We start from the raw sequence: 23,231 nt of genomic DNA, 5'->3' as shown, positions 1-23,231 counted from the left end.
TTGACCTTTTATTTAATCTTAGGATATGGCACGAATACTTACCGGCATACAAAGTACAGGAACGCCGCATTTAGGAAATATATTGGGGGCAATCATTCCGGCCATAGCAATGGCCAAAGACCCTAAGAACGACTCCTTTCTTTTTATTGCCGACATGCACTCGCTTACCCAAATAAAAAGCGGGGAAGAACTGCGCAAAAACACCTATGCCACTGCTGCGACGTGGTTGGCTTTTGGCTTGGATATTGAACAAACTGTGTTTTACAGGCAAAGCGATGTGCCGCAAGTAACGGAATTGGCGTGGTATTTAAGTTGCTTTTTTCCATATCAGCGCCTAACGCTGGCACACTCCTTTAAAGATAAAGCCGATAGGCTAGAAGATGTGAATGCCGGACTTTTTACCTATCCCATGCTCATGGCGGCCGATATTTTATTGTACGATGCTGATATTGTTCCGGTGGGGAAAGATCAATTACAGCATTTGGAAATGACTCGAGATGTTGCCTCCCGTTTCCATGCCCAATTGGGCGACGTATTCGTGTTGCCCAACGCTAAAATACAAGACAGCACTATGTACGTCCCGGGAACCGATGGCGAAAAAATGAGTAAAAGTAAAGGCAACACTATCGATCTTTTTCAGACGGATAAAAACCTGCGCAAACAAATTATGGGAATCCTTACGGACAGTACGCCCATGGAGGCCCCAAAAAATCCCGATACAGACACTATTTTTGCGCTGTATAAGATTTTAGCTTCGGAAGATCAAGTGGCCGCCATGAGAGCTAACTACGAAAAGGGCAATTATGGGTATGGTCATGCAAAACAAGCTTTATTTGAAGTGGTGCTAGACACATTCGGGGAAGCCCGCGAGAAGTTTCAGTACTATATGAATCATTTAGAGGAAGTAGATACGGCACTTAGCTTGGGTGCCGAAAAGGCTAAAAAAGTGGCCGATGAGGTGTTGGCAAGGGTGCGATCTAAACTGGGGTATTGAGGCGCTTTAAAAATACCTAATGGTCGGTTTAATGTAGCCTTAGGTATTTCGTTGAAAGGTAACGCAGGGGTTAAGTCGTATATTTCGGCGATAAAAGGGACAATTTATAGCACTGATCTATCTTTATAATGGTCTTGCAAACCACTTGGTCTAAAAATTTTAGATAGCTTCAAATAATTTTCCGGGCAATGGGCGTACTACGCCTTTCATTTCCATGTTTAAAAGCGTAGAAGAGACTTTAAAAACGGGCAAATTACACGCTAAGGCGATGCTGTCTAACAATTGTTTGCCTTCCTTTTGCAAATAGGAATAGATGTCTTTTTCGGTATCATCTAAGGTTACAAATAATTGTTTTTGTATTGTTTTGGTTTCTTTTTTCTCCAATTGCCACCCCATCATATAAATTAAATCTGCTGCACTGGTAAGCAATTGTGCTTTTTGTTGTTTTATCAGATTATTGCAACCCACGCTAAATTTATCTTGAGTTCTACCGGGAACGGCAAATACATCGCGATTATAGCTGTTGGCGATATCTGCAGTAACCAAACTTCCGCCTCTTTCTGCCGATTCTATCACTACAGTTACTTCGCTAATGCCCGCGATGATGCGATTTCGTTTTAAAAAATTTTCTCTTTCGGGCCTGCTCGTGCTCCAAAATTCGGTAAAAAAGCCACCGTTTTTTTCTACATCGGCCACATATTTTGCGTGCGTTTTTGGATAGATCTGATTTAGGCCATGTGCCAAGCAACCTATAGTTTGCAATCCGTGTTTTAAGGCAGCTTTCTGCACACAAATGTCCACACCATAGGCAAAACCGCTAATAATAACCGGATCTAGCCATGCCAAATCTGCAATAAAATCTTCGCAAAAAGCAGTGCCATAACTCGTTATGTTTCGCGTTCCTACAATACTTATCATCTTTTTTTCGTTAATGGCTATGTTGCCGGCTTTAAACATCAGAATCGGACTGTCTATACAATGTTTTAGGTATTTCGGATATGCTGCATCTTGAAAATAGGTATATGCAATGTCATTGTTCACAATGTAGTGGTATTCTGCCTCGGCGGCTTTCAAATGATTTTCATGATGAAGGTCTCTCAGCATGGCTGTGCCAATTCCGTCGATTTTTATGAGATGGTGTGTTTTTTCTTCAAAAATAGCACTGGGACTCCTGCAATGGGCAATGAGTTTTTTGGCTGTTATAGCTCCAATATGAGGAATATGTTGCAGTCGCAACGTGGCAATTAATTCATTTTGGGTCATTTGTGAAGTACGCTTAGTTGTTCACAAAATACACAAAATATTATGTTAATAAAAAGTTAGGTGATGCATTTTGAGTCCCTGTAAATTTGTTTGATATTTGTAGTGATGGATATTCAACGATCAATAGAAGAACTTTTATACCGCTATAATTGTGTGGTAGTGCCTGGTTTTGGTGCGTTTTTGGCGCAACATAAGTCAGCAGTGCTACACGAAGCGACCCATACGCTATACCCTCCGAGCAAGACCCTGTCATTTAACGAACAGCTTTCCTCTAACGACGGTCTTCTAGTTTCTTATGTGGCTTCGGAAGAAAATAAACCCTTTGACGAGGTTCTTAAAGATGTAGTAGTACGGGCTAAACAATGGAAACAGCAACTACAAGACGGAAACCGATTGGTATGGGACAATATTGGGGAATTATGGCTTACGAAAGAGGGGAAAATTCAGTTTCAGCCCTCCAATCAAGTAAACTACCTTACATCTTCTTTTGGTTTAGCTGCCTTTAGAGCCACTCCTGTACAACGGGAGGTATTGAAAGAGGAAGTTCTGGAATTGGAAGAGAAAATCCCGTTTACCTTCACCCCGGAAGAGCGCAGACAATGGTCTGTACGACCGTATTTAAAATACGCTGCAGTGTTATTGTTGGCCTTGTCATTGGGTTTTACAGGATATCGTATTTACAACCAAAACACAACGACTTCGATGATTGCGCGACAGGAAGCGCAACAAAAGGTGTCTAAAACCATACAAGAGGCCACTTTCTTTAATAAAATTCCTTTAGAACTACCTTCGTTAACAATCGAAGTTACTAAAGAAAACACATTAGGTGCGCATCAAATTGTGGCCGGAGCCTTCCGAATGCAAGAGAATGCCGATAAAAAGGTACAAGAATTGCGTCAGAAAGGATATAATGCGGCGTATGTAGGCGTTAATACGTATGGTTTACACATGGTCATTTACGATAGTTTTGATCAGGTTAAGGAAGCATTAGCCTTTTTACGCAACGTTAAACAAGAAGAATCACCCGAAGCGTGGATGTTATCTGTTAAATAATTTCCGGAGCATCTTTTCAGGTCGTAAAGGCGGCCCTATTTTTACCCTTAATAAGAGCTTATGCAACCTAAGACCCCTAGTGCGTCCAGAACCATAATGACCGATATGGTGCTACCCAGTGAAACGAATCCGTTGAATAATTTATTTGGAGGTGAGTTGTTGGCGCGGATGGATAGAGCCGCAAGCATTGCCGCACGTCGGCATAGCAGATGTATTACGGTAACCGCATCGGTAAACCATGTCGCCTTTAATAAAGCCGTTCCTTTGGGCAGCGTGGTTACGGTAGAAGCGGCCGTTTCCAGGGCGTTTACAAGCTCTATGGAGGTTTTTATTGATGTGTGGATGGAAGATCGTTTCAATGGGGAGCGAACCAAAGCCAATGAAGCTATTTATACGTTTGTTGCGGTAAATGAAAAAGGAAATCCCACACAGGTACCCGAACTTATCCCCGAAACCGATCTTGAGAAAGAACGCTATGCCGCCGCCTTGCGCAGAAAACAGTTAAGCTTGGTACTTGCCGGAAAGATGAAGCCGCATGATGCCACCGAACTAAGGGCGCTTTTCATGGACTAAAAGTTCTCTTTTGTAGGTTTAAAAATCGAAATTATCAGGATCCGGACCAAAGCGCTGACCTCTGTCTAAGCCTTCTAAAAGACTTACATCCTCCGCAGTAAGTTCAAAATCAAATATGTCCGCATTGGAAATAATTCGTTCTTTTTGTGCTGATTTAGGGATGGTTACGATGCCTTTTTGAAGATCCCACCGCAATACAACCTGTACTTCGTTTTTTTGATATTTTACCGCTAAGGCTTTAATTTCCGGCACCTTAAAAATGTTACCTTGCATCAGCGGCGACCAGGCCTCATATTGAATTTGATGTTTTTGGCAAAAATCAATGAGATTTTGTTGTACCAAATAAGGGTGAAATTCCATTTGATTTACCATAGGTGTAATTTTGGCAGAATCCATCAAATCTTCCAAATGATGCTGCATAAAATTGCTAACTCCAATGGCTCTTATTCGCTTTTGGGCGTACAAATGCTCTAGGGCCTTCCAAGTTTCTTTGTATTTTCCTTTAGTAGGCCAATGAATTAGATACAGATCGAGGTAATCGAGCTGTAGACGCTCTAAACTCGCTTCAAACGCCTTTAGTGTATTTTCATAACCCTGATCCGTATTCCACACCTTACTCACCACAAAAATATTCTCTCGTGGCACGGCACTTTCACGAATGCCTTGCCCAACCCCTTCTTCATTTTTATAAATGGCTGCGGTATCCACATGTCGGTATCCTGCTTCTAAGGCCCATCGTACCGCATTTACTACTTCTTGTCCGTCTTTTGAAAGGTAAACTCCCAGACCGAAATACGGCATTTGTACGCCATTGTGCAAGGTGAAAGTTCCTTTAACATCGGATATGTTTTGCATAGTTTACTAATTTTATATTGTAAATTTCCTTAAATATAGGGCATAATAGGTTAAACTTGAATAATATTTTAGCGAATTTTTTTCAAATTGAAGGAGGCTAAATTATCGGTTAAAAATACCATGGGCTATAAGCACCCAAACACCATTTTCATAAACGGGAAAGATCGAAGGAGGTTTCTTTTGATGCGGCATAGGGTTTCTCTTGATGGCATAGGGCATAGGATACGGCAGACGCTAGAACAGACCAACAATGAAACGAACGAAAAGTATATTGAAAAATGAGATAAATGGAAAATTTGGGCTATTTTAGCGACTTAAATTTATACGGATATGAACCGAATAAAGGAAGTGCTTGAAGAAAAAGGAATTAAACAAACTTGGTTGGCTGAGAAACTCGGAAAGAGTTACAACATGGTTAACGGCTATGTGCAAAACAGGCAACAACCAAGACTTGAAATCCTTTTTGAAATAGCGAATATCCTTGAAATTGATGTAAAGGAACTTTTGAAGTCCAATAAAGAAAATTAAACGGGTGCGAACAGGAATCGACATATTAGAAAATGAATTGGTTGCGCAGTACCCTGATGTACTCGAAATAGTACTTCGTGATCATACGACTCAAAACAATATTTATTGGGCTACAAACAACTACGAACATCTCGGAGCGCCATACAATTCGGATGCTTATATCCTTCCAGAGTTAATTACAGGAAAAAATGGCAATATCATCATGCCAAGAGTGCATAAAGACAAGGTTTTGCAACAGTCCAGATCCAAGGAAATGGCTGAAGTGTTTACCCCTTCATGGATTTGCAATGCCCAAAACAATCTAATCGATAATGCTTGGTTTGGAAAAGAAGGCGTTTTCAATCAAGAAAAAGCCTTGTCTGATGGAACTAAAGGTTGGGAAGTAAACACGGATAAAATCACTTTTCCAAAGGGGAAAACTTGGAATGGCTATGTGAGAGATACTCGACTAGAAATTGCTTGCGGAGAAGCGCCGTACATCACAAGTCGATATGATAGTACAACAGGAGCATTCATTCCTATCCAAAATAGAATTGGGATTTTAGACCGTAAACTGAGAGTCATAAACGAAAATGTGGATACGACAGGTGATTGGCTTAAAGCAGCACAAACCGCTTATAAAAACACCTATGCTTTCGAATGGCAAGGCGATAGCTTGCTGCTTGCAAGAGAAGCTATGCTTGCCACATTCATTGAAAACTACACGGTAAAATTTGACAAAGAGCCATTGCTAAAATCAATTCAATATATAGCCTACATTATTTCTTGGAATGTATGGCAAATGGATGGACTGAAAGGTGTAATTCCAAACAGTTGCGGGCATAAAACAGAGACAAGCGTAAATCTTTTTGGAGAAACGGAGACCAAACACACTTTTTGCGAAGGTTGCGAAAAAGCTAATATCCGTAAACATAACGGCACTTATGCTTTACTAAAGGATTGGTCTAACAAGGATTCTAAAACAGGAAAAACGGGCAGAAAAATCAGGTTCATTGATTTGTTACATAAATAATCTTTTTACGAATTATTGCAATGAATAATTTTAATCACTTATCGCTAAAAATAGCCGAAACCAACAAAGCTTTACAACATCAAGCTATAAGGTCGATTAATAAATTGCTTACACTTAGGAATTGGTTGATTGGATATTTCATTGTGGAATACGAACAAATTGGATCGGATAGAGCTGAATATGGTTCAAAATTGATAAAAAATTTAGCAAAACACCTCAACCAAAAGGGCTTAAGCGAAACCAATCTAAAATTGGCTCGACAATTTTATCAGAACTATGCATTTTTAGGTACACAGATTAGAAATGAAATACAACATTTCTTACCCATTCAAAAAAGTCAGTTGTCCTCTGACTTTTTATTTTTCGCTGAAAATCAATCTTTTGCAATTAGTCAGACACCGCCTGACCAATCTGAAGTTTCTACAGAGTATATTCAAAACCTACTTCAAAAAATCTCGTTTTCACATTTTGTAGAATTGCTGAAAATTGAAGACCCAAACAAAAGACAATTCTATGAATGGCTAATCATTAAAAGCACCTTATCCGTAGCTGGACTGAAGCAAAAAATTACCAGCTTAACCTATGAGCGAGTAGAATTAAGTGAGCATACAGAAAATGCTTTACAAAAGCTACAAAACAAAATTACGCCTCAATCTCCTACCGAAGCTGTTAAGTCCATTTATCTGTTTGATTTTCTTAACATTCCAACACAAAGTTTGGTTGAAGAAAAGGAGTTGGAAACGGCATTGCTTTCTCATCTGCAAGCCTTCATTTTAGAATTAGGAAATGGATTTTGTTTTGAAGCAAGACAAAAACGGATCTTGATTGATGACCAATACTATTTTGCCGATCTGGTGTTTTACCACCGCATATTGAAATGCCATGTAATTGTTGAACTTAAGGTAGATGCTTTTAAACATGAACATCTATCGCAACTCAATACCTATGTAGCGTATTTCAATCGTGAGGTTCAAGAACCTTCAGACAACCCAGCCGTAGGGATTTTGCTTTGCACAGAAAAGGGAGAAAAACTGGTAGAGTATGCTACTGCGGGTATGGATAACCAACTCTTTGTTTCTAAATACCTCCTGAAATTACCTCAAAAGGAAGACCTCAAACAGTTCTTACTAACCGAATTAAAACGAGCTACCAAGTAAAATGAAACTCACATCAACCTTAAAATTAAAGCTAATCTATGTGTTCCGCATCAATGATGCTGCCCATAGCGGTTGTTTGAAAATAGGAGAAGCAACATCTGATAACGAGAATATTTGGGGACTTGAACCGAACAGCAAAGCACTGAATAAAGCAGCCAAAAAGCGTATAGACCAATATACCCAAACAGCGGGGATTGCCTATGACTTGCTTTATACCGAACTGACAATCTTTAATGATAAAAATGGACTAAAGGCCTTTTCAGACCATGAGGTTCATAGTGTGTTGACTCGTTCGGGGGTAAAAAAGAAAATCTTTGACTCCAAAAACAAAGCCAATGAGTGGTTTATAACCGATTTAGAAACCGTTAAAAAAGCAATCACGGCAGTAAAAGAGGGGAAAGATTCGCTTCATGCCAGTGAAGTTTCAGAAACACAAAACCCAATTTTATTTAGACCTGAACAAAAAGAAGCCATTGAAAAAACCATAAAGCAGTTCAAAAAAAGCAACGAAATGCTTTGGTTTGCGAAAATGCGTTTTGGAAAAACCCTTTCTGCGCTGCAAGTGGTCAAAGACCACGATTTTACCCGAACGCTGATTTTAACGCATCGCCCTGTGGTGGATAAGGGTTGGTTTGAAGACTTTGGGAAAATATTCTATGATGCGCCACAGTATTCGTATGGTTCAAAAAATCAAGGCAATCAGTTTACTACGCTTGAAAAAGACTGTAAAAAAGGAAATTCCAAGTACATCTATTTTGCATCCATGCAAGACCTTAGAGGTTCGGAATTGGTGGGTGGCAATTTCAATAAAAATGATGAAATCTTTGGAACAACTTGGGATTTTGTGATTGTAGATGAAGCGCATGAAGGCACACAAACTGAACTAGGAACAAATGTGCTTAGAGAGCTTAAAAAAGAAAATACAAAGGTGTTGCACCTTTCAGGAACCCCTTTCAATTTGCTCGACAATTACCAAGAAGAAGAAATCTATACTTGGGATTACGTGATGGAGCAAAAAGCCAAAGCCGATTGGGACAACATTCACTTTGGCGACCCAAACCCTTATGCTTCACTTCCAAAGCTCAATATTTTTACGTACGATCTTGGAAAACTCTTACACGGCTATATTGACGAAGAAGTAGCGTTCAATTTCCGTGAGTTTTTTAGGGTAAATGAAACAGGAAATTTTCTTCATGAGAAGGATGTGTTTTCATTTTTAAACCTCATTTGTAAATCCGATGCTGAAAGTAATTATCCCTATTCAACAGAAGCATATCGCGATAATTTCAGGCATTCGCTTTGGATGGTGCCGGGCGTAAAAGAGGCAAAAGCATTGAGTGCCATGCTAAAAACACATCCTGTTTTTGGTCAATTTGACATTGTGAATGTGGCGGGTGACGGTGATGAAGAAGAGGCCAATGAAGAAGCCCTTAAAAAAGTAGAAAAAGCCATTGGCGACAATCCGCATGAAACTTACACCATTACGCTTTCTTGTGGGCGTTTAACCACGGGCGTTTCTGTAAAAGCTTGGACGGCTGTTTTTATGCTTTCAGGCTCACACAATACTTCTGCTTCTGCTTACATGCAAACCATTTTTAGGGTGCAAACACCAGCTACTATTAACGGTAAAGTAAAGGAAGAGTGCTTTGTTTTTGACTTTGCTCCTGACCGAACACTGAAAGTCATTGCTGAAACGGCTAAAGTTTCTGCCAAAGCAGGAAAGACCACAGGCGAGGACCGTAAGATTATGGGTGAGTTCCTGAACTTCTGTCCCATTATCGCCTTTGACGGTTCTCGCATGAGGGATTATGACGTGAACGGAATGCTCGAACAGCTCAAGAAAGTTTATATCGAGCGGGTGGTAAACAATGGCTTTGAAGACCAGCATCTGTACAACCGTGACCAATTGATGCAATTGGATGATGTAGAAGTGGAGGAATTCAATGGACTTAAAAAAGTGATTGGCAGCACCAAAGCCATGCCGAAGAGCAAAGACATAGAAATAAACAAGCAGGGCTTTACAGAGGAAGATTACGAACAAATAGAACAAGCCCAAAAGAAGAAGAAAAAAGAACTCAGTCCCGTAGAGAATGAACTTTTAGAGCGCTACAAAGAACAGAAAAAAATGCGCGACACCGCAGTTTCAATTCTTCGTGGCATTTCTATTCGTATGCCTTTATTGATTTACGGTGCGGATGTAAAAAACGAAGAAACCGAAATATCCATAGACAACTTTACGGATTTGGTGGATAATCAATCTTGGGAAGAATTTATGCCCAAAGGCGTTGATAAAGCCACTTTTAAAAAGTTCAAAAAGTACTACGAGCCAGACGTTTTTCGGGCGGCAGGCAAACGCATCAGAGCTTTGGCTCGTGCCACCGACCACGTGACCATTGAAGAACGCATAGAGCGTATTACCCACATTTTTGGCACCTTTAGAAATCCAGACAAGGAGACTGTTTTGACCCCTTGGCGTGTGGTGAACATGCACTTAGGTGATTGTTTGGGCGGTTATGTCTTTTTGGATGAAAACCGTGAGAAAACCATCTCCCAACCCAAATATGTTACGCAAGGTGAAGTAACCGAAGAGGTGTTTGCTACGGATGCCCGTATTTTAGAAATCAACTCCAAATCGGGTTTGTATCCTTTGTATGTGGCGTATTCCATTTTCAGAAACCGTATCAAGGAACAATATCCAACGGCAGCACCCAACACGCTCACGGTGGAGCAACAGCAAGAATTATGGGACAAAACCGTAGCAGAAAATGTGTTTGTACTCTGCAAAACCCCCATGGCAAAAAGCATTACCAAACGCACCTTGGTAGGTTTTAGAGCAGCTAATGTAAACACGCACTATTTTGAAGACATGGTGCGACAAATTACCCAACGTCCCGAAAAGTTTATTGCAAAAATCAAAAAAGGACAAACGTATTGGAAAGCAAATAACAACAACGACATGAAATTTAACGCAATCGTAGGAAATCCGCCTTATCAGGATTCAAGTGAGAATACAAGTGATATGCCAATTTATAATCACTTTTATGATATTTCTTTCCGTATTTCAGATAAAGTTTCCTTCATTACACCAGGTAGGTTTTTATTTAATGCAGGTAAGACTCCAAAAGATTGGAACAAAAAAATACTTAGCGATAAGCATTTCAAAGTCATTTGGTACGAAAGCGATAGTACGAAAGTCTTCCCAAATGTGGATATCAAAGGAGGTGTTGCAGTCACATTTAGAGATGCAAAAAATGATTTTGGAGTTATTGGTGACTTTTCGCCCCATGATGAAGTGTTAGACATTTTAGAAAAGGTTAAAAAGAATAACTTTAAATCACTCAGCCAAATAGTTTTTGCTCCTGAAAGCTATAGACTTAGTAAAAAATTACATGCTAAGAATAAAGATGTTAAGGACAGATTGAGCAAAGGACATACTTATGATTTAACTACAAATATTTTTGAGAAGTTAAATGATTTCTTTTTTGAAAATAGGCCAAACGATAGCAGTAGTTATATCCAAATTCTTGGTAGAATAAACAATGAGCGTGTATATTATTGGATAAAAAAAGAATACGTTGATAAGCACGATAACTTAGAAAAATATAAAGTCATATTACCTAAATCAAACGGGACAGGCAGTTTGGGCGAAAAACTTTCTACACCATTGACAGCAGAACCTAACATTGGTCACAATCAAACATTTATAAGCTTAGGTTCATTTGAAACAGAAGTTGAGGCAGAAAATCTTTTGAAGTATATCAAATCAAAGTTTCTTAGGTTATTATTAGGAACCTTAAAAGTAACCCAAGACAATAAAAAAGCAGTTTGGAAAAATATACCACTACAAGACTTTACTCCCAACTCAGATATTGATTGGACCAAATCCATTCCTGAAATAGATCAGCAGTTGTACAAAAAATACCAATTGAGCGCGGAAGAAGTGGTGTTTATAGAACGAATGATCAAGCCGATGGGGTAAAAGAAAGTAACCCATGATTTTTACCAGATAAAAAAATAGATGCATGAAAAAAACAGCCATCAAACTATTTGAAGATAAAAAAGTAAGAACCGCTTGGAATGAGGAGGAAGAAAAATGGTATTTTTCTATTGTCGATATTATTGCCATACTCACCGAACAAGATGATTTTCAAAAAGCTCGAAAATATTGGAATAAACTTAAGGAACGGTTAAAGGTGGAAGGAAATGAAACGGTGACAAATAGTCACCAGTTGAAAATGCAAGCAGCCGATGGCAAAATGCGACTTACCGATGTAGCCGATACAGAGCAATTATTTCGCCTCATACAAAGCGTACCCTCGCCCAAGGCAGAACCTTTTAAACTGTGGATAGCCAAAGTAGCCCGTGAACGTATAGATGAGATAGAAGACCCGGAAATAGGAATAGACCGCTTGATGGAAACCTACCTAAAAAAGGGATACAGCAAAGCATGGATAAACCAACGGCTAAAAAGCATAGAAGTACGAAAAGAGCTGACGGATGAGTGGGAAAATAGAGATGTAAAAAAAGGACAGGAATATGCCATCCTTACCGATGAAATCAGCAAGGCTTGGAGTGGCTTTTCGATAAAACAGTACAAAAACTTTAAAAATCTTAAAAAGGAAAATCTTCGAGACAATATGACCAATCTTGAATTGGTGCTTAATATGTTAGCCGAGGCCACAACCACCGAGATAAGCAAAGAAAAGAAACCCAAAACCTTTGCAGAGAATAAAAAAATAGCCAATCAAGGTGGCACAATAGCAGGCAATACTCGAAAAGAAATAGAGGAAAAAACAGGCAAAAAAGTAGTATCTAAAATCAGTGCAAAAAATACTTTGCCACCTAAAAATAAAAAAATAGAATAGTGGCACTTTTATATGATAAACGTATTCAGGAATTTGCTAAAAGAGTCAAAGCACAAGTTGCCGTTCCATTCTATAATTACAACAACGAAAACGAATTTTAGACGACATTAGAAAACACATTAAACGAATAGAAATACCAACGCTAAAATCCATTCCTGAAATAGACCGGCAGTTGTACAAAAAATACCAATTGAGTGCAGCGGAGGTGGTGTTTATAGAACGAATGATTAAGCCGATGAATTAATGGTGAATGGTTAAGGGTGAATCGTTAATTGTTAAGGGTTAATGATAAATGGGAATAGTAAATGAGAAAAAATGTAGTAAAAGAAAAGAGTTTTGCATTTGCGGTTCGGGTTGTAAAGTTGTATAAATTCTTGATTTTAGAAAAGAAGGAGTTTGTGATGAGTAAACAATTGCTGCGCTCTGGCACTAGTGTGGGAGCAATGGTAAGAGAAGCGGAACACGCTGAAACCAAAAAAGATTTTATTCACAAAATGGCTATTGCACAGAAAAAAATGAAAGTATGTATGGGTTGGAATTACTAAAAGAAACAGACTATTTAAGCCTATCCGAATTTGAAAGTATAAGCATGGACGCCCTTGAAATTCTTAAGTTGCTCACGAGCATCATAAAATCGACTAAAGCCAACATTACCAATTAATAATTAACAATTAATAAGTAACAATTAACAATGAATAATTAATAAGTAACCATTGAGCATTGATCCAAAAAATAATTCAGAGTTCATCATCTTCAAAACAGCGGATGAACAAGTTTCGGTTGATGTACGCTTAAACGAAAATGATGTTTGGCTTACTCAAGATCAGTTAGCAAGTCTTTATGGAGTAGAACGGCCTGGCATTACACAACACATCAAAAACATTTTCAGAGAAGGCGAATTGCAGGAAAATTCAGTTGGTAAGAAATTCTTACGAACTGCAGCGGACGGTAAAAATTATAATACCAAACATTATAACTTGGATATGATTATTTCTCTAGGTTATCGTGTCAACTCCATAATGGCCACGCAATTTAGAATTTGGGCCACCAAACGCCTAAACGAATACATCCGAAAAGGCTTTACCATGGATGATGAACGTCTGAAAAACCTAGGTGGTGGCGGGTATTGGAAGGAACTACTGCAACGCATACGCGACATTCGCGCATCGGAAAAAGTTTTTTATCGCCAGGTGTTAGACATCTATGCCACCAGTTTAGATTACGATCCCAAGGCCGAGGTATCTATTGCCTTTTTTAAGAAAGTACAAAACAAAGTCCATTATGCCGTGCATGGTCATACAGCTGCTGAGGTAATTTTTAACCGGGCAGATGCCGATAAGGAGTTTATGGGTTTAATGAACTTTCCGGGAGATCGGCCGTATTTAAAGGATGTGGTAATAGCCAAAAATTATTTAGACGAAAAGGAACTGCGGGCATTGGGACAAATCGTTTCGGGTTATTTGGATTTTGCAGAACGACAAGCCGAAAGAGAGCAAGCCATGACCATGCATGATTGGGCAGCACATCTGGACCGTATTTTAACCATGAGTGGCTAAAACTTATTGTTAGATGCAGGCAAGATTAGCCATCAGCAAGCCGTTAAAAAGGCAACAACAGAATACAAAAAGTATCAAGCCAAAACATTAAGCGAGGCTGAGAAAAATTATCTTGATAGTTTGAAAAATATTGAAGAAAAAGCGAAGAAGAAAAAATAAGTATATGGTTTTAGTGAAATGAAAACAAAAAGATAAGAACCCCAAATATGCTTTTAAGAAACTTTAAAATCATCTTAAGCAATGTGTAGTGGAAAATACGCAACATGACACCTTTAGGTTCCGTTCTTCTACAAAACTTCACCGCTCTGAATTAAATGCCCTACTAATCCACCTAAAGCTGAAACAACCAATCTTCCGGATTTAGTCGAGTAGTGTTTTGATACAAATAGAATTTGAGTTGGGTCAGTCCGTTAGACCGATTGGTATATATTTCTCCAAGCTCTGCCTTTGCCGATACTTTATCCCCTTTTTTAACATACAAATTAGAAAGATTGTAGTACGTACTTATAAAATTTCCATGTTTTATTTGTACGCCACGGTTCCCTCCGGGTACTGCTAATACTGCAATAACTTCCCCTTCAAAGATAGCGCGCGCCTTAGAACCGGCATCTGTAGCAATAATAACACCATTACTTTCGTGTTTAATGCCCGGATACACCTTATCATTATACACCCCAAAACCCTGACTTTTAATGCCTTTTTCTACCGGCCATATAAGTTTGCCCTTATTGGCAGAAAAATTAGTGGCCACAAGAGAGGCTTCCGGTGTCATGGCAAATACACTATTGCTAGATGACGTATTGCCCGATGCTTTGTTTGAAGAAACTATGGCACTCCGTATAAGGGCTTCTATTTGTTGCTCTATTTTTTTTGCTTCTTTTTGTTTATTCTGAATGGCACTACTATACTTACTTTCGTTTTTCCTTATGGTATTTAATAATTGCTTTTGGGTCTCCTTTTCGGTTAGCATCTCCTTTTTAGCCAGCATGTTTTCGGCCATTAAACGTTCTTTATCTTTTCGTTGGGTGGAAAGTTCTTGGTTTAATTGCGATAGTTCTTCTGCTTTTTGAGCCAGCAATTGCCCTTGTTCTTTTCGGTATTGGGCATATTGTTTCATATACTGCAACCGTTTAAAGGCTTGTAAAAAACTTTCTGAAGACAACAGAAACATAAGTCTACTTTGTTGAGATCTGTTTTGATACGAACGCTGAATCATGGTGGCGTAATCGTCTCGAGCGGTTTCCAGATCTTCTCTGAGCTTAGAAATATTGCGAATGTTGGTGTTTATTTGTCGGCTCAGAATGTTCGCTTGTTCATTGGTAACCCGTATAAGCTGTTCGCGCACATGGAGCTTCTGATCTAGCGCCTCCATTTGATCTAGTACATTCCCTTTTTCCTTTTTCTCGGCAAACAACAATCTATTGATATCTTTAATCTCTTGTTGCAAACGTTCTCGTTTACTTTCCAGTGCTTTTTGTTCACTGGTTTGCCCCACCAGTATTTGGCACATGAATAAGCTAATAATCACTAAATAGGTAATATAGCTTGCTTTAGGTAACATTTTAGTTTAATGATATTTCTTTAAAACCTTTTGGTATACTATAGGGAAAACTCAGCGGTTTGTTAAACTCCAAATTCCGATACGTTAGTTCAATAGTACTTTGTGTGCTGCCATTCAAGGCATTTATTTTAATATCGCTAGGGGCTATTCTTTGGTTTATTTTCTGATAGTCTTTATACTGTATTTCTAACATCCTATTTTTTAAAGGTTGTGCCAATACCAACGACGCCATTTTAAAATGGGTGGGTTCTATTTGGTACAGTGCTTTAAAAAGCTGGTTTATGTTGATGGGTTTAAGTTGATAGTTCCCCTCACTTATTTCTACTGCAAATTTGTCCTCTCTAAGATCGAATAAGGCCTGCCCTAGTAGCACATTTTGAACTTTCTGAAAATCGAGCTCCGTGCCCAGCATAGCGCTGAGATAGGAAAAATCGCCATCAAAATATTCGTTTTCCAGCTTATTGTAAAAAGAAACACGATCTGGGGTAATGTATGCCTTAACCATGCCTAGCGGCGCACTAATCCAAATCGCTTTATCCTTTTCTATCCTAAGGGAAACACTTACGCCCTGTGAAGACGCCCCGTCAGAATAGTCTATTTTCATACGCCCACTGAGGGTTTTAAAATTAAGTTCATTGGCATAGTGGTTGCGCACAATGGCTTTCGTGGACAATCGTTCGTTAATGGTTCCGTCTCGCATTACTTTATTGGAGGTACAGGCGCTAAGTGCAAAAAAAGCGAATACAAGAAAAATCCAACTTCGATTCCAAAATCTAGCAGCTTGCATCATTATGATCCCGATTTTAATTTAGTGCGATATGCATTTGCTTTTACCGTATTCCCAATGGCTTCATAGGCGATGATCAACTCACTGTAAATGGTCTCCAAAAGCATGTTGTCTTCTACCCAATACCCTAAGGCAGTCTCGAGCATTGCAATGGCTTCTTCGGGTTTGGCGGCCTTATTTAAGGCTAGCCCGTTGGCATAGTAAAAAAAAGGCTGTACAGGAAAAGTTTCTAAGGCTTCCTGACTTGCTTTCTGCAGCGTACTAAAATCGCCGTTGCGAATCAGCGTTTGGAGCCTTGTCTTGTAGGCATCCACCGGATTATCGGTAAGTTCCGCACTTCGGGGTTTCTTTTTTTCGGAAGAAGCGTCTGTTTCGGCTAAAGCATGCGTCACTTTTGCTTGGAGTTCTTCTGTAAAACTCGATTTTTTTATACCTTTTAGTATAAGTAGTGCGTTTTCAAAATTTTGCTGTCGGTAGTAAATAAGAGCCAGATTTTCCTGCAATTGGGCGTTCGTAAACGGAATGTCTTTTTGGATAGACTCCAAAGGTTTTCCTTGCTTTTGCATTATTTCTACCAAGGTATTAAGATACCACATATTTTCGGGCTCTGAGAGTAAGGTTTTTACCGCATAGTCTTCTGCCGCTGCATACTGTTTGTTTTGAGCATACGCCTTGGCCAATTCATGATCTAGCACACGGTTTGTGCCGTCTATGGCCTTACATTCTAATAAAAGATGAATGGCACGGTCATGATTTTCTATGCCTTTTTGTTTTAAGGCCTCAAAGAATTTATCTTGAAACACATCGTTATATTCTTCTAGAAACACCTCAGCACTTGCCTGCTCCATCAATTGTTCTTGCCCTCTAAGGAATGGGGTAAAGAATACTATGGATAGGTAAAGAAATCTTACAAATACGACGTGATTCATAGCGAAATAGGATCTTACAAAAATCGTTCCTAATAATACCTACTCAAAGATAAAACCAATTCTTTATTAGCGTAGCCTTGATCACATAAAATTAAGAGAATCGGCGTAAAAAAGGATACATTCGGTACTATTTCTTTCCGGTGCTCCCAAACCCGCCTTGGCCTCTGCTGCTGGCCGACAATTCAGTAACCGGTATCCAAGTGGCACGCTCATGCTTGGCAATGACCAATTGCGCAATACGTTCTCCGTGGTTTATTACAACTTCGGTATTTGATAAATTGATTAAGATTACCCCAATTTCACCCCTGTAATCGGCATCTATAGTGCCGGGGGCGTTTAGTACTGTAATACCGTTTTTTGCGGCCAAACCGCTTCTGGGGCGTACTTGCGCCTCATACCCCAAGGGCAACTCTATAAAAAGTCCGGTTTTCACTACAGCACGCGCTAAGGGTGCCAAAGAGATTGGGGCATCCAGATGGGCTCTTACATCCATTCCGGCAGCGGCCAATGTTTCATAGTGGGGAAGGGCATTGCCTGACACGTTTGTTACTTTTATCTCCATTTTTTAAAGAATATTTTTTTTAACTTTTCATTTTCCATTTTATATACAAGTCCCAAGAAAAGTGCAAAAATAAGACTTCCTATTACCAAATTACGATCAAAAACATAAAAGGACAGCACAGAAAAGAGAATAGATACACCAAGGTAAAATGAAATCTTTCTTTGATTATACGGGACGGGATAATAGATGCGTCCAAAAAAGAAGGAAAGCAACATCATTACTGCATAAGCTGCCAAAGTGGCCGCTGCAGAAGCTTTGTAGCCGAAATAGGGAATAAATACAAAATTAATAATTATAGTAATAATAGCACCAATGAGGGAAATATAAGCCCCAAAATGCGTCCGATCGGTAACCTTGTACCAAACCGATAAGTTGTGATAAATGCCCAAGCAGAAGCTGGCTAAAACAATCATAGGCACTACGGACATGGCCTCCCAATAATCGGGATTTGGTATAAAAATGAGTTTTAACACATCGGCAAAAACCACCACGCCCAATAAAATAACACTTCCCAATATTACAAAATAACTGGTAATTTGGGCATAGGCCTTTTGCGGATGCTCGGTAGAGGCATGACTAAAAAAGAAGGGTTCTATTCCCATTCTAAAAGCAGTAGCAAAGAGGGTCATAAATAGTGCTAACTTATAACAGGCTGCATATTTTCCTATTTCACTTTCTGCAACATCTTCGGGTAGCAATTTGGAAAGTAAAATACGGTCAAAAACCTCGTTTACGGTAAATGCCATTCCGGCCACTAAAACCGGTAGGGCATATTTCATCATTTTTTTCCACAAGACAACATCAAACACATACGGTCGCCTAATATACAAACGCAACATGAATATCAAAGTAACCCCGCTGGCTATTAAATTAGAAATAAAAATATACGAGATTTCAAAATTGGGTTTGTACAGTCCACTAAGCGCACCACTCTGGTCATCTTCTATCATTTTGGGCAACAAAAGAAGGAAAAAAACATTAAGCCCGAGGTAAATGGTTACGTTCAAAATTTTCACCAAGGCATACCGCATTGGTTTTCCATTGGCTCTTAGCCATGCAAAAGGAATGATGACAAGGGCGTCTAGTGCCAATATATATACAGCATAGCGTATGTAGGCCACTTCAATATGGGTAACATTGGCAATGCGATATTGAAATAGCAACACTAAACCTGTAAATAGAGTTGTGGTTGCTAAAATGGATAGCAAGGAGGTGGAAACCACCCTTGGTTTGCGCTCAGCACTGTGATAGAACCGGAAAAACGCCGTTTCCATTCCATAAGCCAATACCACATTAAAAATGGCAAACCACGCAAATATTACTGAAACTTCTCCATAACCTGCCGTTTCCAATACGGAAGTATATAAAGGTAGTAACAGAAACGAAAGCATCCTGGGTAAGACAGTTGCTAAACCATAAATAAAGGTTTGTTTAAAAAGGTTCTTTAAGGGATTCAATTCGCGTTCAATTGGTGCCTAAAAGTAGGTATTTAATTAGCGTGAACAAAAAAATCCTATTTTCAAAAATTACCCTGCTACACCTTGTGCTGAAGGTTTTTTAGAATTTGAATCTCCTTTTTAATGGTTTGAGCAATTATAAATGCCAATGCCAATAACACTACTACCGAGGAAATTTGAATATAAGTATAAAATCCCGAAGATAGATTGGCTTTAAAACTAGGCATTAACAAAATAAAACCGGTTATGTAAACTCCGAAAATAATAGGTGTTGCAATAAAATGAACGACCATTCTACTTTTGTAATACTGTACAATTCGATCTCTAAAATGGCTTGTATCGATTGAGACATCTATTTTTTCCAAAGTTTTGATGCTAAAACCCTCTAACCCTACTCTAAAAATCAAGGGAATAATCATTAGTAAAAGTCCAATCGTCACTATAGGTACCATATACGCTGAAATATAAAAGAAAAAGCCTATCAGCACCAGTACTGTAATAGAGATAATGGCGATGGTTGTCCATTGCCTTATTCTTAGCGTTTTAATTTTGTTAGCGATTTGCTTTGCCCCATCTATTGGCGTTTCGGGAGAAGATTGATTTCCCCATTGGTATTTTAAGTTGTCAAATGTTGTCATCTTGTACACATTGAGTTAAACTGTTTTTAATTCTATGTAATCTTACCCGAACGGCTTCATAAGAGCGTCCGGTTATTAAGGCTATTTCTTTCTGTGGAAGCCCTTCTAGTTCCAATAAAACAATGCTCTTACTTTCTTCCGGTAGTTTGGCGATACATGCATATAACTGCTTTAATTGATTTTCCCGTGATGCCTGCCTTTCGTCAGTTTCCTCTCCGGGAACATCGAACTGTTCCATGCTAACCGTGCGCTTTTTAATCCGAAGTTGAATTAAGCATGTGTTGACAGTAATTCTATATATCCATGTCGATAGGGACGATTCATTTCTAAATTTGGGCAGGTGCTCCCACACTTTTATGAAAACCTCCTGCGCCAAATCCTTTGCCAAATCCTCATCGCCATTAACATAACCCATACACATACGGACTACCTTTGGGTAATTGGCCTGATAAACTTCTTCAAATTGATGTTTAGCTTTACTCATCAGATGGTTATAATTCTTCTTTCACATTATTTATAAACCATTCCGGTTGATCGTACATGATAAAGTGAGCCGATTCATCAGCAAACTTAATTGAATAATTAGCCAGTTTCGCATATTGCCCTTGATAAGTAGTTTCAACTGTTTCCTTTCCATAAGGTTGCGTTGCTGCTAAAATGGTGACTGGAATATTGATTTTTGCTATATCCTCTCGTAAATCCAATTTTAATAAGTCCGTATAACCAAACACATACGTTTCCCTATCTGCCAAAAGCATCCACTCCTTAACCTTTTTCTGTCCTTCTGTATTCAATGTCATACCCATAGCCATTTGTTGAGCCATTTTATCAAAGCTAAGCGAGTCCATTTCTAACAATTGTTTGTTGTATGGGTTGTCATAAACAATATACTCGCTTTTAAAATCGGGCATCATCAGTGCGCCAGTAGATGGTAATGCGTCTACCACGATTATCTTTTTGTAAGGATGATTTTCTTCTGAGGCGAGCCAAAGACCCAAAGTGCCACCTAGACTATGGCCAATAATTACCGGGTTTTTTAAGGCTTTTGCAGAAACATAAGCTTCAATTTCTTCCTTAATTTTGGGTAACCAAGGCTTCTCAATTGGAGCAACTTCACCAAAACCTGCAAAAGTAAACACATGGCATTCATAATTTTTTGAAAGTTCGGCAACGGTATCTTCCCAAACCTCTCCGGTGCAGGTAAATCCGGGGAAAAACAAGAGCGGTTCTCCCTTTCCGGAAACAGATACATGAAAGGCGACATTTTGCGCTACTACACCGAGGGTGATACTAAAAAAGAAAAATGCAAGTACATTTTTAAGTGTTTTCATCTGTTATATTATTTGTTTTTAATAGGTTAGATGTAATGCCTAAATTTTAGCTATTATACCAAAAGATTGATTTAGGCATTTCATAAGAGAATTTTTAAGTTGTTTTCTCTTTAGATACAATTCTTTTTAAATGTTACATAGAGCCATGAAAAAACCTCACATAGCTGCGAGGGTTTCTAATACCTTTATGAAAGACGCATTACAAAACACAATAAACCAATTGGTATTTTATTATGAAATTGCATTGCTGTGCGAAACAGGATTGCACATTGCAGGTAAAAACAAAGGACCAATTCCTTATTTGCATGGCCTTTATTGCTTTCCTTATTCCGTAAAGGCAATTAGTTTTCTGCGGTAGGCTGATAAAAGTTTGGATTTTGAAATAAAGCCATAATATTTACCTTCTTTAATTACCGGTAAATTCCACGCACCACTATCTTGAAACTTTCGCATCACCTGTCGCATGCTGTCGGTATCGTAGAAAATATGTTCGGGAGCGGTATGCATTAGCTGCTGTACCAATGTGGTGTCGTAAATACTGGTGTCGAACATAAATTCCCGTATATCGTCTAACAACACAATGCCAACCAATGCGTTTTGTTCATCAACCACCGGAAATATATTTCGTGTTGATTTGGCAACGGACTGATGCAGCATTTCTCGCAGCGTCATGGTGGGATGCACAACTTTAAAATTTTGCTCAACAACGTCGTCTATGTGCATTAAGGTGAGTACCGCCTCGTCTTTATTATGCGTTATCAAGGCTCCTTTTTGTATAAGTTCACGAGTATAGATAGAATAATCAATCGTACTTTTAGTAATAAGATAGGAAATAGATGCTGTGATCATTAAAGGTACAAAAAGCGCATAGCCCCCGGTAATCTCGGCAATTAAAAATATAGCAGTTAGCGGTGCATGCAAAACTCCGGCAATGAGTCCCGCCATGCCTATTAGGGTAAAATTACTTTCGGACACATGCAAACCCAGACCACAGTTATTAATTACCTTGGCTACCACATTGCCTAATGCGCTCCCCATTACCATGGTAGGTATAAAAATACCGCCAGAACCGCCGGCGGCCAGTGTGGTGGTCATAGCAACAGCCTTGAAAATGGTAATGCCAAATAACAAGCCGATAACCACCCAAATATTTTCGGTAAAAGCATCAAACGGGGTTTTGCCCAGTGCCAAAACATGATCGCCCTTTAAAAGGGAATTAATAAACCCGAAACCTTCTCCGTATAATGGGGGAATAAAGTAGAGCATAACGCCTATGGCGAGACCACCCACCAACAATTTGTATTTGGGACTTTTGAAGGGCTTAAACAATGCCAGTATGCCGAAGTACATTTTGGTAAAGTATACCGATGCTACTGCGGTGCCTACGCCCAAGAAAATATAGAAAAGGGTATCTTTTGCTTCAAATTCTTCCGAAACTGTAAAATTAAACAATACCTCATTGCCCAAAAAGAAATAGGAAGTGAGCACTCCCGAAATGGAAGCCAACAAAAGAGGTAAAAGGGAAAGCATAGTAAGATCTAAACTAAAGACTTCTACTGCAAAAATAATGGCGGCGATGGGCGATTGAAATATAGATGCAATGGCACCGGCTGAGGCGCATGCAATTAAAAGGGATCGGGTTTTGGCGTTTACATGAAAGAGTCTGCCAATGGTAGAGCTTAAGGCAGCTCCTGAGGCTACTGCGGGGCCCAAAAGACCCACCGATCCTCCGAAACCTACAGTGAGTGGAGCCGTAATAAGGGGCGTGTAAATTTGGATGGGTTTCATGAGCCCCTTTTTTTTTGAAAGTGTAAAAAGGATGGAAGAAACAGCATGTTCCAAGGGTTTTTTCAACACAAATTTTACGTATAGAAATACTAAAAACAAGCCAATGACGGGCCGTATAAAGTACAATTGGTTGTTCGAAAAGATAACACCGCGTTCTAGAATAGCCTCAATGAAATATGTGAAATTTTTAAGGGTTACAGACGCCAAACCCGCCAAGAACCCTACGGTAACACTGAGTATATATATAAATGTTTTATTAGAGATATGTCGATACCTCCATATAAGAATGCGCTTTAGAACCTTTTTATTTCCCTTAGGCATT

Annotated in this window: 22 protein-coding genes and 1 pseudogene; 12 read left to right on the top strand and 11 right to left on the bottom strand. The window is 39.1% G+C overall.

From position 1 onward, the window contains the following. Positions 1 to 25 precede the first annotated feature (25 nt). A complete protein-coding gene (gene trpS / locus U1E44_RS11205) occupies positions 26 to 994 on the top strand; it encodes a tryptophan--tRNA ligase (protein ID WP_322931178.1) in 969 nt (322 codons plus the stop codon). Positions 995 to 1,153: 159 nt separating this feature from the next. Here trpS and dprA read toward each other — a convergent pair whose 3' ends face one another. Continuing rightward, positions 1,154 to 2,257 carry a DNA-processing protein DprA gene (gene dprA, locus U1E44_RS11200; protein WP_322931177.1) on the bottom strand — a complete coding sequence of 368 codons (1,104 nt, stop codon included), beginning with the start codon at positions 2,255 to 2,257 and terminating at the stop codon, positions 1,154 to 1,156. 105 nt (positions 2,258 to 2,362) lie between these two features. On the opposite strand from dprA, the gene U1E44_RS11195 reads away from it, so the two are divergent. Next, positions 2,363 to 3,310, top strand: coding sequence for an HU domain-containing protein (locus U1E44_RS11195; RefSeq protein WP_322931176.1), 948 nt, complete (start codon positions 2,363 to 2,365; stop codon positions 3,308 to 3,310). A 60-nt stretch (positions 3,311 to 3,370) separates the two neighbouring features. After that, on the top strand, positions 3,371 to 3,883 hold the full coding sequence (locus U1E44_RS11190; protein WP_322931175.1) for an acyl-CoA thioesterase: 513 nt from the start codon (positions 3,371 to 3,373) through the stop codon (positions 3,881 to 3,883). An 18-nt stretch (positions 3,884 to 3,901) separates the two neighbouring features. Here the strand turns inward: U1E44_RS11190 and U1E44_RS11185 are convergent, their stop codons facing one another. Beyond that, the gene (locus U1E44_RS11185) at positions 3,902 to 4,738 is read right to left on the bottom strand and encodes an aldo/keto reductase (RefSeq protein ID WP_322931174.1); all 837 of its coding nucleotides are present in this window, start codon (positions 4,736 to 4,738) and stop codon (positions 3,902 to 3,904) included. Between the two features lie 87 nt (positions 4,739 to 4,825). On the opposite strand from U1E44_RS11185, the gene U1E44_RS11180 reads away from it, so the two are divergent. The 9 genes and pseudogenes from U1E44_RS11180 (at position 4,826) to U1E44_RS11140 (ending at position 14,015) form a co-directional block, all read left to right on the top strand. Then, positions 4,826 to 5,020 carry a hypothetical protein gene (locus tag U1E44_RS11180; protein ID WP_322931173.1) on the top strand — a complete coding sequence of 65 codons (195 nt, stop codon included), beginning with the start codon at positions 4,826 to 4,828 and terminating at the stop codon, positions 5,018 to 5,020. 48 nt (positions 5,021 to 5,068) lie between these two features. Beyond that, positions 5,069 to 5,266 (top strand): helix-turn-helix domain-containing protein, encoded by a 198-nt coding sequence (locus U1E44_RS11175; RefSeq protein ID WP_322931172.1) that lies wholly within the window; start codon positions 5,069 to 5,071, stop codon positions 5,264 to 5,266. 4 nt (positions 5,267 to 5,270) lie between these two features. Next, complete coding sequence (locus tag U1E44_RS11170; RefSeq protein WP_322931171.1) at positions 5,271 to 6,278, top strand: hypothetical protein; 1,008 nt, start codon at positions 5,271 to 5,273, stop codon at positions 6,276 to 6,278. A gap of 20 nt (positions 6,279 to 6,298) precedes the next feature. Continuing rightward, a complete protein-coding gene (locus U1E44_RS11165; RefSeq protein WP_322931170.1) occupies positions 6,299 to 7,435 on the top strand; it encodes a PDDEXK nuclease domain-containing protein in 1,137 nt (378 codons plus the stop codon). A 1-nt stretch (position 7,436) separates the two neighbouring features. Then, the gene (locus tag U1E44_RS11160) at positions 7,437 to 11,414 is read left to right on the top strand and encodes an Eco57I restriction-modification methylase domain-containing protein (RefSeq protein WP_322931169.1); all 3,978 of its coding nucleotides are present in this window, start codon (positions 7,437 to 7,439) and stop codon (positions 11,412 to 11,414) included. A gap of 43 nt (positions 11,415 to 11,457) precedes the next feature. Then, positions 11,458 to 12,300, top strand: coding sequence for a BRO-N domain-containing protein (locus U1E44_RS11155; protein ID WP_322931168.1), 843 nt, complete (start codon positions 11,458 to 11,460; stop codon positions 12,298 to 12,300). 305 nt (positions 12,301 to 12,605) lie between these two features. Next, positions 12,606 to 12,961: pseudogene (locus tag U1E44_RS11150) on the top strand (four helix bundle protein). 52 nt (positions 12,962 to 13,013) lie between these two features. After that, positions 13,014 to 13,856, top strand: coding sequence for a virulence RhuM family protein (locus tag U1E44_RS11145; protein ID WP_322931166.1), 843 nt, complete (start codon positions 13,014 to 13,016; stop codon positions 13,854 to 13,856). Between the two features lie 6 nt (positions 13,857 to 13,862). Further along, on the top strand, positions 13,863 to 14,015 hold the full coding sequence (locus U1E44_RS11140) for a hypothetical protein (RefSeq protein WP_322931165.1): 153 nt from the start codon (positions 13,863 to 13,865) through the stop codon (positions 14,013 to 14,015). Between the two features lie 172 nt (positions 14,016 to 14,187). Here the strand turns inward: U1E44_RS11140 and U1E44_RS11135 are convergent, their stop codons facing one another. From U1E44_RS11135 to U1E44_RS11095, 9 genes are all read right to left on the bottom strand, one after another. After that, the gene (locus U1E44_RS11135) at positions 14,188 to 15,417 is read right to left on the bottom strand and encodes a murein hydrolase activator EnvC family protein (RefSeq protein WP_322931164.1); all 1,230 of its coding nucleotides are present in this window, start codon (positions 15,415 to 15,417) and stop codon (positions 14,188 to 14,190) included. Between the two features lies 1 nt (position 15,418). Further along, entirely contained in the window at positions 15,419 to 16,207 is a 789-nt protein-coding gene (gene lolB1, locus U1E44_RS11130; protein WP_322931163.1) for a lipoprotein insertase outer membrane protein LolB1, read from the bottom strand. Further along, a complete protein-coding gene (locus U1E44_RS11125) occupies positions 16,207 to 17,133 on the bottom strand; it encodes a tetratricopeptide repeat protein (protein WP_322931162.1) in 927 nt (308 codons plus the stop codon). Before U1E44_RS11125 ends, lolB1 begins: the two co-directional genes overlap by 1 nt. Before the next feature lie 127 nt (positions 17,134 to 17,260). Further along, positions 17,261 to 17,695 (bottom strand): dUTP diphosphatase, encoded by a 435-nt coding sequence (gene dut, locus U1E44_RS11120; RefSeq protein ID WP_322931161.1) that lies wholly within the window; start codon positions 17,693 to 17,695, stop codon positions 17,261 to 17,263. Beyond that, positions 17,686 to 19,152, bottom strand: coding sequence for a lipopolysaccharide biosynthesis protein (locus U1E44_RS11115; protein WP_322931160.1), 1,467 nt, complete (start codon positions 19,150 to 19,152; stop codon positions 17,686 to 17,688). The genes dut and U1E44_RS11115 overlap by 10 nt, the downstream gene beginning before the upstream one ends. A 77-nt stretch (positions 19,153 to 19,229) precedes the next feature. After that, the gene (locus U1E44_RS11110; protein WP_322931159.1) at positions 19,230 to 19,790 is read right to left on the bottom strand and encodes a hypothetical protein; all 561 of its coding nucleotides are present in this window, start codon (positions 19,788 to 19,790) and stop codon (positions 19,230 to 19,232) included. Further along, complete coding sequence (locus U1E44_RS11105; RefSeq protein WP_322931158.1) at positions 19,777 to 20,274, bottom strand: RNA polymerase sigma factor; 498 nt, start codon at positions 20,272 to 20,274, stop codon at positions 19,777 to 19,779. The genes U1E44_RS11110 and U1E44_RS11105 overlap by 14 nt, the downstream gene beginning before the upstream one ends. A gap of 7 nt (positions 20,275 to 20,281) precedes the next feature. After that, positions 20,282 to 21,121 (bottom strand): alpha/beta fold hydrolase, encoded by an 840-nt coding sequence (locus U1E44_RS11100; protein ID WP_322931157.1) that lies wholly within the window; start codon positions 21,119 to 21,121, stop codon positions 20,282 to 20,284. A gap of 324 nt (positions 21,122 to 21,445) precedes the next feature. Then, entirely contained in the window at positions 21,446 to 23,230 is a 1,785-nt protein-coding gene (locus U1E44_RS11095) for a chloride channel protein (protein ID WP_322931156.1), read from the bottom strand. Position 23,231: the final 1 nt, after the last annotated feature.

The sequence above is a fragment of the Aurantibrevibacter litoralis genome (assembly GCF_034651555.1).
Classification (GTDB): Bacteria; Bacteroidota; Bacteroidia; order Flavobacteriales; family Flavobacteriaceae; genus Aurantibrevibacter; species Aurantibrevibacter litoralis.
The sequence above is the reverse complement of the archived record's forward strand: the minus strand, read 5'-3'. Positions and strand labels throughout refer to the sequence as shown.